The organism is Aliivibrio sp. S10_S31, assembly GCF_014694495.1.
Lineage (GTDB): Bacteria > Pseudomonadota > Gammaproteobacteria > Enterobacterales > Vibrionaceae > Aliivibrio > Aliivibrio fischeri.
Genome location: NZ_JAAUWR010000007.1, coordinates 123906 through 139492 on the forward strand (window position 1 = coordinate 123906; position 15587 = coordinate 139492).

Annotated in this window: 11 protein-coding genes; 2 read left to right on the plus strand and 9 right to left on the minus strand. The window is 37.7% G+C overall.

Annotated elements, in window-relative coordinates:
* Positions 1-138: 138 nt before the first annotated feature.
* The 4 genes from putP to HC728_RS08280 form a co-directional block, all read right to left on the minus strand.
* Positions 139-1635 carry a sodium/proline symporter PutP gene (gene putP, locus HC728_RS08265; RefSeq protein WP_190395292.1) on the minus strand — a complete coding sequence of 499 codons (1497 nt, stop codon included), beginning with the start codon at positions 1633-1635 and terminating at the stop codon, positions 139-141.
* Between the two features lie 109 nt (positions 1636-1744).
* On the minus strand, positions 1745-2452 hold the full coding sequence (locus HC728_RS08270) for an aldehyde dehydrogenase family protein (RefSeq protein ID WP_190395293.1): 708 nt from the start codon (positions 2450-2452) through the stop codon (positions 1745-1747).
* 14 nt (positions 2453-2466) lie between these two features.
* Positions 2467-5616 carry a bifunctional proline dehydrogenase/L-glutamate gamma-semialdehyde dehydrogenase PutA gene (gene putA, locus HC728_RS08275; RefSeq protein ID WP_065640120.1) on the minus strand — a complete coding sequence of 1050 codons (3150 nt, stop codon included), beginning with the start codon at positions 5614-5616 and terminating at the stop codon, positions 2467-2469.
* A 186-nt stretch (positions 5617-5802) separates the two neighbouring features.
* Positions 5803-6585: an AraC family transcriptional regulator gene (locus HC728_RS08280; protein WP_081300277.1), complete on the minus strand. Its 783-nt coding sequence runs from the start codon at positions 6583-6585 to the stop codon at positions 5803-5805.
* 460 nt (positions 6586-7045) lie between these two features.
* On the opposite strand from HC728_RS08280, the gene HC728_RS08285 reads away from it, so the two are divergent.
* A complete protein-coding gene (locus HC728_RS08285; protein ID WP_017018831.1) occupies positions 7046-8893 on the plus strand; it encodes an SUMF1/EgtB/PvdO family nonheme iron enzyme in 1848 nt (615 codons plus the stop codon).
* A gap of 129 nt (positions 8894-9022) precedes the next feature.
* Here HC728_RS08285 and HC728_RS08290 read toward each other — a convergent pair whose 3' ends face one another.
* The 5 genes from HC728_RS08290 to HC728_RS08310 all read right to left on the minus strand — a co-directional run bounded on the left by HC728_RS08290 (position 9023) and on the right by HC728_RS08310 (position 14390).
* Positions 9023-9925, minus strand: a complete 903-nt coding sequence (locus tag HC728_RS08290) for a hypothetical protein (RefSeq protein WP_017018832.1) — start codon at positions 9923-9925, stop codon at positions 9023-9025.
* Positions 9915-12332, minus strand: coding sequence for a pilus assembly protein PapC (locus HC728_RS08295; protein WP_190395294.1), 2418 nt, complete (start codon positions 12330-12332; stop codon positions 9915-9917). Before HC728_RS08295 ends, HC728_RS08290 begins: the two co-directional genes overlap by 11 nt.
* Positions 12333-12366: 34 nt before the next feature.
* On the minus strand, positions 12367-13023 hold the full coding sequence (locus HC728_RS08300; RefSeq protein WP_190395295.1) for a molecular chaperone: 657 nt from the start codon (positions 13021-13023) through the stop codon (positions 12367-12369).
* 51 nt (positions 13024-13074) lie between these two features.
* Positions 13075-13581 (minus strand): hypothetical protein, encoded by a 507-nt coding sequence (locus HC728_RS08305; RefSeq protein ID WP_005423300.1) that lies wholly within the window; start codon positions 13579-13581, stop codon positions 13075-13077.
* A gap of 143 nt (positions 13582-13724) precedes the next feature.
* On the minus strand, positions 13725-14390 hold the full coding sequence (locus HC728_RS08310) for a LuxR C-terminal-related transcriptional regulator (RefSeq protein ID WP_005423301.1): 666 nt from the start codon (positions 14388-14390) through the stop codon (positions 13725-13727).
* Positions 14391-14791: 401 nt separating this feature from the next.
* Between HC728_RS08310 and HC728_RS08315 the strand changes: the two genes are divergently transcribed.
* On the plus strand, positions 14792-15580 hold the full coding sequence (locus HC728_RS08315) for an ABC transporter permease (protein ID WP_005423302.1): 789 nt from the start codon (positions 14792-14794) through the stop codon (positions 15578-15580).
* Positions 15581-15587 lie beyond the last annotated feature (7 nt).

Here is a 15587-nt window from a genome sequence, read left to right on the forward strand (position 1 = left end):
TAGATGTTAACTAATGTGAAATATAATAATTATTGTTTTAAAGTTACTGGATTGTAACAGTTTTATTTATATAAAAAAAAGCCTCAAAAGAAATCATCTTATGAGGCTTTAAATTTATCGTTGTTAAAACGCTAGGACTTATTCAAACTCAACTAGGTTACGTTCAAATTCTTCATGTTGTTTTAGTACTTTATCTTCAGGCTTGCCTGTTAATTTACTAACGGCAATAATCGCAATCGTTGCAAAGATAATTCCAGGAACAATCTCATAGACATCAAATAAACCGCCAGTTAATTGCTTCCAAACAACAATCGTTACCCCACCAACAATAATACCAGCAAGAGCACCATTACGGTTCATTCCTTTCCAATAAAGGCTAAGTACAATCGCTGGACCAAATGCTGCACCAAAACCTGCCCATGCGTAAGATACGAGACCAAGAACAGAACTATCAGGATTCATTGCTAATAATAGAGCGATAACAGACAAAGCAACGACAGCGAAACGACCCACATTTACGATCTCTTTGCTTGTTGCGTCTTTCTTCACTAATTGTTTGTAAAGATCTTCAGATAGCGCCGAAGAAGATACAAGTAATTGCGAATCCGCCGTACTCATTATTGCCGCTAAAATAGCAGCTAATAAAATACCAGCAACAACCGGATGGAAAATCGCATTTACTAACAACATAAATACTTTTTCACCATCAATCGCCTCACCTGGCATAGAACCTGTTACATATAGCAAGCCAACAAGACCAACAAGTACGGCGCCAAACATAGATAGAGCAGTCCATACAACGGCAATACGACGCGCTGTCGTTAAATCTTTATTTGTACGGGAAGCTTGGAAACGAGCCAAAATATGTGGTTGCCCAAAGTAACCAAGGCCCCATGCCACTAATGAAATGATTGCAATTGCACTTAGTGGTTTGCCATCCATTCCTGTCCATAAGGTCATTAACTCAGGGTTAATTGCGACAAGCTCTGAACTCAATTGTCCGAAACCACCTTGCATCGCTGCAATAGGTACAATCATCAACGCAGCAGACATTAAAAGACCTTGAACAAGATCGGTCCATGCAACGGCTAAAAATCCACCGAATAAGGTATATGAGACGACACATAATGTTCCAATTACCACAGCCACTTTGTAATCTAAACCAAATACAGTCTCAAATAACTTACCACCAGCAACCAAACCAGAACTCGTATAGAAAAGGAAGAAAAGTAAAATGAATAGAGCTGAAATGGTCTGAATAAGTTTCGATTTGTCATTAAAACGGCGGGACAAAAATTCAGGAAGAGTTAATGAGTCATCCGTTGTCATGCTATAGGTTCTTAAGCGTTTTGCACAAATTAACCAGTTTAGCCATGTACCAACAAGTAAACCACCAGCAAGCCACAACGACTCTAAACCAGCGGCATAAGCATAACCAGGTAAACCAAGCAGTAACCAACCACTCATATCTGACGCACCAGCTGACAATGCTGCCGGCCATGGACCTAATGTTCGTCCACCCAAAAAGTAATCTGATGAGCTACTCGTTCGTTTATATGCGTATACCCCAATCGCTAACATCATTGTCAAGTAAGCGATAAAAGTGCCTGTAATGGCAAAGTTATTTTCAATCATTTTATTTCCTTTGTGTTATTGGCAGTAATTAACGTCACTCTTGCTATGTTGAGCTTTGCTCTATAGTTATGGCGCAAAAATGACGGTGTAATATTCATCCTATTGAATATCAGTGGTTACCACCTCCAAGTTCCAGCAGCGTAGCGTTACCACCTACCGCTGTAACATTAATTGTTCGAGTGCGCTCAGTAATAAAGCGTAGAACAAAATGAGGATCAGTAATTGTCGTTAAACCTTCTTGATCCGTTTCTGCGATCAATTGCGCTAATAATCCATCCCTTTGTGCTAATTGTTGATTCAATTCAATTGCTTTTTGAATATCTCCAACAAAACAGACACCAGCTAATCGCTCATCATTTATGTTTACTGCTTCTCTATCCACTTGCTGAACGGTAGATTCAGGAACATTCACCTCATGCAAACTATTAACAATGACAGAAGCCACTTCAGAGTCTTCACCCGAAAGGGCGACAATAATAGCGTTTCCGGCTACTAATGCTGCAGTTATTTGACCAACCAATGCAACAACCGATGCTTTTTTATCCGATGTGATGTAAAAAACACCTCTTGGAGCGGTATAAAGTTCATTACTTTCACCTGTAGGTCCGGGCATTAACTCAACGTCAGTGATAAGTTGCTGCGCTCGTTGACATTGATATCGAACCATTTTAGCCGCAAGTACACCACAATGCGGATTCTCAGCTAACTGATTTGCCCAAGTAAGTAATTTTTCAACTCGAAGTGATGCTGACTCAGATTGCCACTCAGCCAATCCTTGAGAAAGCACCGAATCAATAATTTGTGTCATTTTAGTCATGGAATTCTCCTTTCTCATTTTGAAGTCGTTGTATTTGCTTTTGTATAACGCATTAGATAACGAGGTCCACCAGCTTTAGGTCCAGTCCCCGATAGCCCTTGCCCACCAAACGGCTGAACACCAACAACAGCACCAACTTGATCACGATTGATATAGCAATTACCCACTTTGATGTTTTTCTCTATTCGTGTGTATGTCACTTCATTACGGCTATGGATCCCCATGGTTAACCCAAATCCGGTCGAATTAATCTCAGAAATGACCTTATCTATATCGCTAGCCTTAAAACGAACAATATGAAGAATCGGACCAAATTGTTCATTTTCTAATTGTTTAATTGATTCAATTTCAAACGCACTTGGTGGAACAAAATCTCCTTTTTCAGACCAATTAGGTAGATCGGCTTGTGCAACCAGTACACCTTCTTTTGTCATTCTTTCAATGTGCGCCATCAATTTATCTTTCGCACGCACATCAATAACTGGCCCAACATCAGTACAGTGTAACTCAGGCAATCCGACACTTAGCTCAGCCATTGCCCCTTTAATAAGGTTGATAATTCTATCGGCAATATCTTGTTGAATAAATAACACTCGTAAAGCTGAACAACGCTGACCGGCAGAGGCAAACGCGGAGCGCATTACATCACGTACCACTTGTTCAGGTAATGCAGTGCTGTCTACTATCATGGCATTTTGGCCACCCGTTTCAGCAATAAAAGGCACAGGAGAAACCCCTTCTCCCTCAATTGAACGGTTCGCTAAGGTGCGATTGATAAGTTGTGCAGTTTCAGTTGAACCAGTAAAAGCAACGCCAGCCACACGATGATCAGAAGTAAGTGGAGCACCGACAGTTTTTCCATCACCCGGTAATAAATGTACCGCTTGCGGGGCTATTCCCGTCTCTAATAACAATTCAATAGCTCGAACTGCAATCAATGACGTTTGTTCTGCTGGCTTAGCTATAACCGTATTACCAGCAACTAATGCTGCCGTTACTTGACCTAAGAAAATGGCAAGAGGGAAATTCCAAGGGCTAATACAAACAAAAACACCTCGCCCTTGACGTTCAATTTGGCGAGAAATATCATCAAAACCGACGATGGTTTCTGCCGTTGTAAAATTCAATTTAGCTTGAACTGCGTAATAACGACAAAAATCCACCGCTTCACGCACTTCATCGATACTATCATGAATCGTTTTTCCTGCTTCTTTATGACATAAAGCGACAAGTTCAGGCATGTTCGTTTCTAACTTATCAGCCAAAGCTTCAAGGTAATCAGCTCGCTCTGCCACTGGCGTTTGCTGCCAAATAGGAAAGTAATCATGAGCAATATCTAACGCGTTGGATACTTGCTCTTGTGAACTCCAGACCAATGAACCAACGTCATTTCCACGATCATAAGGAGAGCTAATAACATGAAGCGCAGAACCATGTTCCTTGATCATGCTTTCGTAATCTCGGATGTTGTTCACGATTGGACCGCCCTGCCAATACGTTTTCATTTGCTCTTTTACTTGATGTTCAAATGGATGGGCTTCACTTTCAACATCTAAGTTAATGCTGTATGAATTTTTACGATCAGAGAAAATATATGGTGGTAGTGGAATTAATTGATTCTCTAATGATGGACACGCTAATAAAGAATCAACAGGATGAACCGTTAAGCTTTCAATTGGACAATTCGCATCAACTAAACGATGAACAAAAGAGCTGTTAGCTCCATTCTCTAATAAACGTCTTACAAGATATGGCAGTAAATCTTTATGGCTGCCTACTGGTGCATAAATACGAACACTGCGATTAAACATATCCATAGCGTGTTCATAAAGTGCATCCCCCATACCATGCAGTCGTTGAAATTCGAATTCATCATGTGTTGCCATAGAGGCAATAGCAGCAACTGTGTGTGCATTATGACTAGCAAACTGTGGGAAAATCTTACCTTTTACATGCTCGCTTAATAAGTAACGAGCGCAAGCTAAATAAGATACGTCAGTGGCCTCTTTACGAGTAAAGACAGGATATCGTGCAAATCCAAACTGTTGAGATAATTTTAATTCCGTATCCCAATATGCACCTTTTACTAACCTAAGTGGAATGAGGTCTCCTTGTTCTTTTGATAACGCCGTTAACCATACCAAAACCGGCAACGCTCGTTTCGAATAAGCTTGAACAACCAGTCCGAACTTTCCCCACCCTTTTACTATGTCGCTACGATATAACTTTTCAAAAAGCTCAAGAGATAACTCTAAACGATCCATTTCTTCTGCATCGATAGTAATACCTACATCCAATTCTCGTGCACGTTCTAATAATTGCAGCACAGATTGGTACATCTCATTCATGACTCGTTCTTTATTTGCAACTTCATAACGAGGGTGCAATGCTGACAATTTGATTGAAACCGTTGGTTCAGGGGAATTGGCAATACTTGCAGCACGGCCAACGCTTTCAATAGCCATGATGTAATCTTTAAAATACTTATGAGCATCCGTTTGCGTTAATGCCGCTTCACCTAGCATATCGAAAGAATAGGTATACCCTTTCTCTCGCATTGATAACCCTTTTTTCTGAGCTTCTTCTATGGTTCGCCCAAGCACAAACTGATGTCCCATTATTTTCATGGCTTGATTCATTGCTTGACGGATCACAGGCTCTGAAAATTTATTAACGAGTCTACTCAAGGCATTAGATGGAGAACCATCAGCTTTGACATCCATGGATACAACTTTACCCGTTAAAAGAAGCCCCCATGTAGAAGCATTAACAAAAGTAGAATCTGAGTTTTTTAAATGAGACTTCCAATCTGCAACACTCAATTTATCTCGAATTAATGCATCTGCTGTTTCAGCATCAGGAATACGCATTAGCGCCTCAGCAAGACACATTAATAATATGCCTTCCTTAGTATCTAAACTGTACTCAAGCAAAAGTGCATCTATCATTTGCACCGCTTTTTTGTCATCACGAACACGCTGTATCAGTATCGCTGCGTGCTTTTCCATCATAACGGCTTCACGGTCTGTTGGTTTAGCTAATGGCAATAGCTGGTGCAGCCATTTGGCTTCATCAACCATGTAGAGAGGAGAAATAGCAGACCATAATGATTCTAACGGTTGCTCAATTATAGATGAGGACAATACTTCTTTCGCTTGAAACATACCTGTTTCCTCTTGTTTATCTGACATGATTAACTATAAAGGCAGAGCCTCATAGTTAAGCTAGTTATTATTAGAGTTTATTGCGAAAGATTCTATTTTCTATTTAGCTAAAATACTTGTCAAAACCTCCGATTTAATTGCCAAATCATCCATGCAGTTACAAAATGAGAACAAAAGCGGTAATTTTTAATTACGAATAAAGTTGGTGTTACGATAATGACTTGGTGAATGCCCTACCTTTTTCATAAAGGCATGGCTAAAAGCACTTTGATTCGCAAAGCCCGTTTGTTGTGCAATTTCTCCAACCGTGAGATTACTTTCTCGCAATAATTGTTTTGCATAATCAATACGCTTTGTAACGATATATTGATGAGGAGTTAAACCAAATTCTTGCTTAAAAATGGCATAAAATTGACTCTCACCTAAAAAAACAGTGCTTGCTAACTGTGCAATTGTGATCTTCGTTCCGAGATGTAGTGTTATAAAATTGTCGATCACATCTGGATTCAAACGTTTTATTTTTTTTGCTGAATTTTCATCAATTAAATGACGCTCAAGTAGGGAAATTATCGTGTTACTGCATGATCTACTTAGTAAATGATCATCAACATTTGATTGAATTTCACAAACCAATAATTGAATTAAGTGTTGAATCTGACTATCAAGTTGATAATAACCCATTTTGCAAAACAATTTTTTAACTCTTGAGGCTAACTCATCATCAGTAAAAACTTGAGGAAAATTAAGGACTAATATTTCAGATTGGTACAAACTCAAAAAGGCATGCTCTTGAGCTGCCGGAATTATGGCGACTTTCCCTGTATAAATAACATTTATTTTATTATTTATTTCGAACTCAGCTTGGCCTTTTAATCCTATAACTAATTGATGGTAGTCATGAGAGTGTAATTCCCTTTCTTGCGGCAACATTATGATTTGAGTTGGTGAAATCCAGTCAATTTCCATCATAAATCCATTCAATTCATCCAATCTAACTTAAGTGCAGTTTAACCAAGATCATAAAAACAATCTATAACAACCCTATCTATGAAAGCATGATCATGATGATTTATCTTACTGACAATGTACTTCCTATTAATAAAAAGTTGGAATTTGAAGATACCAAATAAACAAAACTAATTATTTACAACAAGTTACATATGGATATTAAACTTAAGACTCTGCAGTCTCATTAATTAACTTGATCATGCTTTCAGTCTATTGAAACGATGATCAAGGAAATTCAATTTTTCTAGCTCAATTACATATTATTTTGGTATAAATTTTGCTTATTAGTTAATGTTAAATCTATGAATAACAGATACTCATCTGCATAGATCATTTGCTACATGAAAAGTGAAATATGTAGATCAGTATCAGAATACGTGAACGAAATTTATTTATGTCTAATATTAAAAGCAGAAGAATTATGAATCGTAAAGGACTACCCGCACTAGCTTTAATCTTGTCACCAGCGCTCTTTACGCCAGTTGCGCTTGCCAATACTGAAACACAAATAACAGCTCCAGCTGCTGATTCAGTCGCGTCTATTGATGCGAAGCTTGATCATAAACGCAGTGAAGTTAAACAACTTGAAGGAACTGTTAGAAATGACCAAAATCGACTACGTGATTTACGTAATCAAAGTGATTCTTTAGACAAAAAAGCAGAACAATTAGATGCGAAACGTAAGTTAGCTCAGCGCAACTTAGATGAGCAATACAACCGCATGATTGATGACCCTGATCTTGATATCACTCCTTTCCAAAAACAATACCAAGACTCGTGGAAAGAAGTAAAAGAAAATCAGATTGCTAAGCTTGCTATTCAACAAGATATTCAAGAACAAACTCGTGTTCTAAAAAGCAATAATGCTAAAAAACAACGTGCATTAGACGAACTGGAAATTCTTGGAGAATCACGCCAAGAAGCTCGCGTTCTTCGTTTACAAGAAGAACTAGCAGCACAAGACAGTTTAGATGTTATTCATACCATTACATGTAAAATGTCGATGACCCTTGAAGCATGTGCAAGCCAAGGTAAAACATTGAGCATGCAAAAAGCGGTAAATAACTTCCAACAACAACTCATCAATGGTTTTACTGAAACAGATATCGTAAAACAACACGTTGATAGTGTATCGTTAAATATTCACGTATTAGATAGCGCTATTATTGATAGTGGTTTTAATGGTAGTAACCGTTACACAACTAAGCTTCAAGCTTCTTTACGTGCTCGTCCTAACTCTACTGCTGCTTGTCAACTTCTTGGACTTGAAAACCGTTACTGTATTGAGCAATCAAACTCTTCTTCTTTGAACGATAAAATCAAAAAAGAGAAGAAATGGGTAGGTATTACTATTCGTTCAAATCGTCATGAAGATAACGTAACAGTAAATGGCGTTAATTACGGTAGTACACCAGTAGACGTTATGCTTCCAGCTGGTCAACATCAGATCACTGTTGAGAAGTCAGGTTTCGAACCTTACCGTCGCCAAATGTCATTAACTAAAGACATTACTGTATGGGCTGATCTTAAAGAGCAAGAAAACCGTCCAAAACCAGGTAAAAAGTTTTCTGACCGATTAGGTAACAACCAATTAGCTCCTCAAATGGTAGTTATTGGTTCTGGTAATTTCCACATTGGTAAAAACGCAGCTAACAATGTAACGATTTCTAAAGCTTACTCTATTGGTGCAACACCTGTTACTGTAAATCAATTTAATGCATTTGTTGCTAGTACAGGTTATATCACTGAAGCTGAAAAAGGCGCAGGTTGTAATGCTATCAATGGCGGCGAAACCAAACGTCACCAAAACCAAAACTGGCGTAAACCGGGTTTTGAGCAATCTAAAAACGCTCCTGCAGTTTGTATTTCTAAAAATGATGCTGAAACTTACGCTCAATGGTTAACAAAACAGACAGGCTTTAAGTACGCACTTCCAACAGAAGCACAGTGGGAAATTGCAGCTCGTGCAGGTAGCAAAGATGCATACTGGTGGGGTGACGATATTGGTTCAGGTAATGCAAACACAGGTTGGGGCGGCTCAACGTGGGCTAACAAGTCAACATCTCCTGTAGGCAGCTTTGGCGCAAACCCTTATGGTGTTTACGATACGGCAGGTAACGTATGGGAATGGACAAATGCGAAATCAGGTATCGTTCGTGGTGGCGCATGGAGCTTTGCGCCAACAAAAGCAAAAGCTTATGAATCACTAGAATTGAACCCATCAACCAGTGCTAACTACACAGGTTTCCGAGTGGTTCGCGAGTTATAATTTTACTCTGTCCATAAGCAACAAAGCCGCTGAATAGTCATGTTCAGCGGCTTTTTTATTAACAGATAAGTCGTATTAACTTAGAATAAATCTTCTCATACACCATTGTATGCATATGATTATTAATGTTTATTGTGCAAATAAACTCACAGTCATCATATCTTGGTAAATTCCAGCCATTGCATTGGGTGATGCTTGATTTTCAATGTGAATACGTAATACCTCTCCCTTCTCTTTAGAAAAAGAGCGTACTTCATATTCTATCGGTGCACTTAATTTACGCTTCTGCCCATTAACCGTTACAAAATAAGGGATCCTTTTATTAGATGAATCTAAATTCACTAAATCTCCCTTATTTTCAGAAATCAACTTTACACGCACATTCGTGTTACTTTGAACCATGAAATCAATGGTCCTGTGATTACTTTTTGTTAAGTTACCCATATCTAATCGGATCGTACTCCCTGAATAACTTAACCAACGCCCACTATAGCTATTAATTTTTGCATTAACATAAGGTTTTGCCCTGTACTTAAAAGAAGCAATTCGTTCTGACTTAACGCCCATCGTATCTCTTAAATAAAACATCATTTCACTGCTATAAAGGCCGGGCAACAGTTGTTTCCCTTTTGCTATATATAGCCAAAATTTCACTCGATTTTTACCTAAAATAGGCAATTGATAATTCCCTTTGCCATTTTTTATTAACGGTTGTCTATCTGAATTAAATAAAGATGAAATTACGTCACTCTGTGGGCCTTTGATGATTCGGTCACTACTTCGCCCTAATGGTTCTATTTCAATAGCCTTTGCACAACGTCGGAATGCATGACCTAATTCAATATAAGCAGGAAACCACAATCCACCACGATCCCTGAAAGAGCGTTCAACAGGCGTAGTTGATATGACAACCTTCCACTCACCTTGACATGACTCATCAGGTTCACTTGCATAGACAGGGAAGCCAATTACGATGAACAACAAATAAAAAGCACTACACAATAACCAATTTATATTATTTTTATTTATCATTGTTACATCCCCCTTCACAGGTTATATAGATAACACCTAAATCAACTAAACTAGTCTCTTGCTTGATAATCTGAATAAGTACATCAGGCATATCCATACCATCTGGAGTCAGTGTGTATTTTCCTGACGTTAGTCCTTGAACAAAAAAACGACCTTGTTTATTGGTAAAAAATCGAACGCTTTTGTGATCATTTTTTATTGTTCCTTGGTAATAATCCAAAGGGCTTTCATCATTAAATAACAAGACACCTTTCGCGGTATAAGATGCATCTGAACCAATTTGCATGAAGTGTCCAGTGGCGATTCCGGGTGTAAATGATATTTGTCCTTCCCCCCAGTCATACCCTATCGGAGCATCAATAACGTTATAATCAACATGATTAGTTGCATAAGGTTGAGATAACGAAAACATACCATTAATTAAAGACGTCGCTTGTGCAGTTGCTACACCATCTTGTGTCACATCTAAATCAGCAGTGCTATTTGGTAATGTTGGATGTAAAGAAGCAATCACAAATGGCCCTGACGGAACCCGTCCCCAACCAATTTGATTATCAACAATACCTATTGCTGTAGAAGCTCTAAGTGATGCTTGATAGTTTTCATATCCTGTAGCTTGCATTTCATGTCTTGATATCTCACTTTCAACTCGAAAACGATTTGCCGTATAACTCGCAACTGCTTTTTGATTTACTTGATAATCATCCTTTTCCGCTTCAATTCGATAACCCGCATCCCCAACTCGTTCAAGTCCTTCATTATTTAAATATATTCTTGAACGCTGACTTTCACTGTTATAAGAAACACCCATCCGGTGGTCGTCATCTTTAGAATACCAACTCCAATCTAGCGTAAACAATATTCTAGAATCAGGTTCTGTATAACGTTCAGACTCTTCATATTCCATCCCAACTCCAACAGCTAAGTTACGTTTTCTCCAATTCAGGAGTGTCGTAGCTGTTATTTCTTTATCAGCTATTGGATAGGTTGTGAGTCTTCCTGATAACGTTAAATCAAACTCAGAAGTGATCTGCCAAAAGTAATTACCTAAATATCGCAAATATTCATTTTCATATTCGCTTTCTAGCCACGGCTGACTAACAAATTGTTTAGAATGTTCAATAGCAAGCCGTAAATTTGGCGATTGGCTATCACCTCTTCCGATGACACTATGCTCGTAATCCAGTGAGGTTATTTTTCCTTTATCATGCAGCTCTCCATCACTTATAGAAAAACGCCCTGTTAAATTACCAAAATCAGAGCTAAGCGTAGCTATGCCACCAATAACTTGCCCATCGGTTGTGTGTAGTCCATTAACCCCCAAAGTTAACCAATTTAGAACTCCATACTCAACAAATCCGGTACTTACAACAACATCACTATAATCAATACCGTCGTCGTTATAATTTAATGGTTTACCACTTGAAAAAGCGTAATCAAACAACCCTTCGTCTAGTAACTTACTATTATAAAATTGTGTGAATTTAAGCGTTTCTTGCCTTCCTGATAAATAACTCACCTCAACCGTAATATCATTCGCTCCATTTCCTAGCATTAGGTTTTGCAAATTATATCGCCCTGGCTCTAGCCTTCCGCCAGATATACGCTCACCATTGACATAAACATCGACCTCAGCTGATTCGAGTAATACTAATTGTTGGCTACTTTCAGGACTAATATCTCTATTGGGCTGTAAATCAGCATAACGACTTTCAATTGAAATCCCCCCCAATGCGATATTAGTAATATGCCCAGACTCACCACTACTAATATCTCCAACAGATATTCGTAAAGGCATATTAGGTTCATCATAAAAAGCTTTCCATTCACCTCGCTGAAATCGAGTTTCTTCTTGATCGCTATAAATATAATTAGCCAAAAGAGCATTCACCCCTTTTGCACCACCAATATTCAATTGAGATAGCCAATCAACAGATGTTGACCATGATTCAGTGTTTTTATCCCAATTCATGTCATAACGAGTATTTATGCTATTAAGCCACGCAAAATTTCCACTTTCAGTTGGAATAAATAGTGGGTATCCGTTGGAAAGGTTTATGTCTTGCTCTGCTAATAATTCAGACGACACAGTGACCAAGATAACTAAATTTTCAGGATCTAACTCAATACCTAGACCATTTTCAGCTAATAATTTCGGTTCAATATAAGCATTTAAGGAAGTGTTTTTCTTTTCTATATTATGCCACCACTCAGGGCTTATCCTCGCTCCAAGTATGGCTTTCAAGTCTTCTTTTCCAATACCTGTTAATGACATACCATCAACCTCAACAGGTACTTCTCCTATTTCTTTATCACTATAAATAATCGGTAGCGTTAAATTAAATGCCGCAAAAGCAGGTACTGTTATCCACAAGGAAATACAGCATAGGACAATCCATCGCCACATTATTTATCTTCTTATCATTTCATATTGACTTAAATTATTGAGTCAAGTCACTCACCAGCAAACTAGCACTTTGCCCTGGAACTAAATATTGAAGAGAAATAAAAGGTTCAATATCAGACCATTTCCATGTGTATTTCTTATCGTCTAAACTGACATTCCAGGTCTGTTTACTTACATCTACGACACTGCTACCTACATTATCAATCATCAGAACTGATTGATTATTTTCATTTGTCGATAATTGACTTTTTACGGTTTCATTAACTTTATTTGGTGAAACAAAAACAAGCCCACCAATTCGGAACAGCATTTGAATACTATCGCTACCCATTTCATCTTTTAATGGCAACTGACTTACAATAAGGCGATAAGATTCTGCAATTTCTTTTGGTGAACCAATATATTGTACTTTTATTGTCTGTGAAGCGCCGGGAGCAATAAGTGCTTGTAGAGGGAAAACAAAAATATCTGCACTCTCAATCAAAACTTCCGATTCTTCTCCTGTTACTTGTCTTTTTCTTACTTCAATTTCAACGGGAAGAGGTTGTAGTGAGGCATTTGTAATTTTAAAGAAACCTGAACTGTCTTTACCATGGTCACTAAAAAAGTTAACCATCGGAAAAAGCTCAAATGCACTAAGATGAAATGGAAAAATAAGAGTTAATAAGAATACATATATTTGTTTTTTCATATAAACCTCAATGGGGGGATATTATCCCCCCAAAAACTACTCTGGTTATCATTACATATGGAATAAGCTTACATACATAGAACCTGCATATTCACCATGACGCGCACCAACTTGTGGTAATGATTTAATTTTTAAAACATGTTTAGCTGACATTGATTTATCAAGGCTATTGCTAATATCAATTTCTTTATAAATACGAGTAACGTTTGTTGAGCCATCGTTTACGACTTTTTCCCCTTTAAACTTATACTGCATAGGGATCACATCCCCATTACCATTTTTAAACTGGAAACCGTCAATAAGTAGGTTTGCTTTACTACCATACGAGTTACACCACGCTTTAAATGCGAACTTCTTCGTATCCGATTCTTTCGCTAAATCAAACGTGATAGTTTCTAAATTTTTGTTTGCAACCATTTCACAACGCTTAGGAACTTCACCTTTAAATTTCACATGAAAATCTGCACGCCCTTCATCACTACCAACAACCCAATCAGATGCAGTTGCACCTGTAGAACATAATAAAGCTAAAACAGCTCCACCAATTAAACCTTTCATTAGTCTTCTCCTTTCCTTAGTTGACTATTTTATATACATCAACTTGACTGTACCGCTATAAATATAGAGATAAAGGAGAAATAGGGTATAGGCCATATGTCTAGAGTTATCACTTAAAAGGGGGATTATTGGCCTAACTCATCCTATACTGTTGGTGTTATTACTTTCTTTTCATTATCAACGAGTAAAGAGAAAAGTTGCCTACGTCCATTTTTTCCCGTTTTTAATAAAATACTCGAAACATGACATTTAATCGTGCTTGGACTGACATTCATTTGCATTGCAATTTCCTTATTACTGCTTCCTTGTAATAAATATAGAAAAACCTGCTGCTCCCTAACCGTAAGTGCATACTTTACCGCTAATATATTAATCGAGTGATTTGATTGATGACCAATATGAGTGGCTTGTTTAAGCGACAATGACATTGCCTCTCGACTAAACCATAACTGCCCAGAAATAACGGTCCTTATCGCTTTGGGTAGCATTTCTATCGTATACGCTTTATCAATTAGGCCAGAGAAGCCCAACGCAATAAAACCAGCACTACTCTCTGTATCACACTGCTTTGCATTTACAATAACCCACTCCCCGCCACGTTCACCTGGAGACACTAAATTTAATGATGGATTACCCAAACTTTCTTTATCATAAATGACGATTGTTCCCGGTCTTATATTCCACAAATTAGATAATGAAGTTAAGTGTTGGAAATTATAGCTAACAAAGATCGTAGATAGCCCTCCGATAAGGATATCAGCCCATTCATTATTTGTTGATACAATATATATTTCGCTGTATTTATTCATTTCAACTCATACTGTCTATAGGTTAAAAGTATTAAGATCCCTCACTGCAATAGTTTATATATTCAGTGCAAATAACATATAACAGAGTAATAAATCACTCTAATGCAGTTATCACAGTTATTAATAAAACAGTATTTAAATCTATTTTTTGAGATGCTCTTCGAATATGTATTAATTTGTCGTACCTGCTTAAGGCATATGGCTAAAGCAAACAAGGTGGGGTTTATATCTGCTTCTATTCTGTGTGGTCAAACCTGATGTTTAACTTCTGGGGTTACATCTCTTGTTCGTGTAAATCGCTATTTTAATAGTTACATTCCCAATATTGTGCATATTTAATAGTTTAGAAATAATGTAAATCCTGAGATACTTTATCCATGACTCATTAGCCAATAGAAAATATGCAAGAATCCTTAGATATCAGTTGGTCGTTAATGGGGCTGTTTAGCCTTACATTAATCATTCCGTTTTCAATTAATCGCATTTACCAATTAGATCTCGCTAAAGACATGGCTATCAGTGTGATTAGAATGATCACACAACTGGCTTTTATTGGTCTGTATCTTGAATTTGTCTTTCAATTAAATAATCCATTGTTAAATGCACTATGGATTATATTAATGATTGCTATCGGCTCTAGCTCTATCATTTCTAAAGCCAAACTACCAAAAAGACGCCTGCTGTTTCCCGTAGCTACTGGTTTATTTATTGGACTTTCACCATTGGTCATTTTACTTAGTTCGGTAATCATTCAACCAACCCCACTTTATAGCGCTCAATATGTGATCCCTCTAGCTGGTATGTTATTAGGCAATAGTTTGAGTGGAAATATCGTTGCTTTGCAAAACTTATTCACTGCATTTAAAGAACGAGAGAGTGAGTATCATGCCGCTATCGCTCTTGGCGCATCTCCGCACTATGCAACCCTTCCTTTTGTTCGTGCGGCAATGCAAAAAGCCTTTGCTCCTATTATGGCATCAATGGCTACAACAGGCTTAGTTACCCTTCCTGGCATGATGACAGGTCAAATCTTAGGAGGGGTTAACCCTATGGTTGCTATAAAATATCAACTGCTTATTTTAATCGCTATTTTTGTTATGCTGACCATATCTGTCACTATCACATTACAACTGACCCTCAAGAACAATATTTCAAAAGAAGGGAAAGTATTAGTGCGTTTTCTTAATTAACGATCCA

What these genes read in the sequence shown, in the direction of transcription:
- HC728_RS08310 (WP_005423301.1), bottom strand. Translation starts at nt 14,390, where the DNA reads ATGAATAAATACAGCGAAATATATATTGTATCAACAAATAATGAATGG.
- HC728_RS08285 (WP_017018831.1), top strand. Translation starts at nt 7,046, where the DNA reads ATGAATCGTAAAGGACTACCCGCACTAGCTTTAATCTTGTCACCAGCG.
- HC728_RS08280 (WP_081300277.1), bottom strand. Translation starts at nt 6,585, where the DNA reads ATGATGGAAATTGACTGGATTTCACCAACTCAAATCATAATGTTGCCG.
- HC728_RS08290 (WP_017018832.1), bottom strand. Translation starts at nt 9,925, where the DNA reads ATGATAAATAAAAATAATATAAATTGGTTATTGTGTAGTGCTTTTTAT.
- putA (WP_065640120.1), bottom strand. Translation starts at nt 5,616, where the DNA reads ATGTTTCAAGCGAAAGAAGTATTGTCCTCATCTATAATTGAGCAACCG.
- HC728_RS08305 (WP_005423300.1), bottom strand. Translation starts at nt 13,581, where the DNA reads ATGAAAGGTTTAATTGGTGGAGCTGTTTTAGCTTTATTATGTTCTACA.
- putP (WP_190395292.1), bottom strand. Translation starts at nt 1,635, where the DNA reads ATGATTGAAAATAACTTTGCCATTACAGGCACTTTTATCGCTTACTTG.
- HC728_RS08300 (WP_190395295.1), bottom strand. Translation starts at nt 13,023, where the DNA reads ATGAAAAAACAAATATATGTATTCTTATTAACTCTTATTTTTCCATTT.
- HC728_RS08295 (WP_190395294.1), bottom strand. Translation starts at nt 12,332, where the DNA reads ATGTGGCGATGGATTGTCCTATGCTGTATTTCCTTGTGGATAACAGTA.
- HC728_RS08270 (WP_190395293.1), bottom strand. Translation starts at nt 2,452, where the DNA reads ATGACTAAAATGACACAAATTATTGATTCGGTGCTTTCTCAAGGATTG.
- HC728_RS08315 (WP_005423302.1), top strand. Translation starts at nt 14,792, where the DNA reads ATGCAAGAATCCTTAGATATCAGTTGGTCGTTAATGGGGCTGTTTAGC.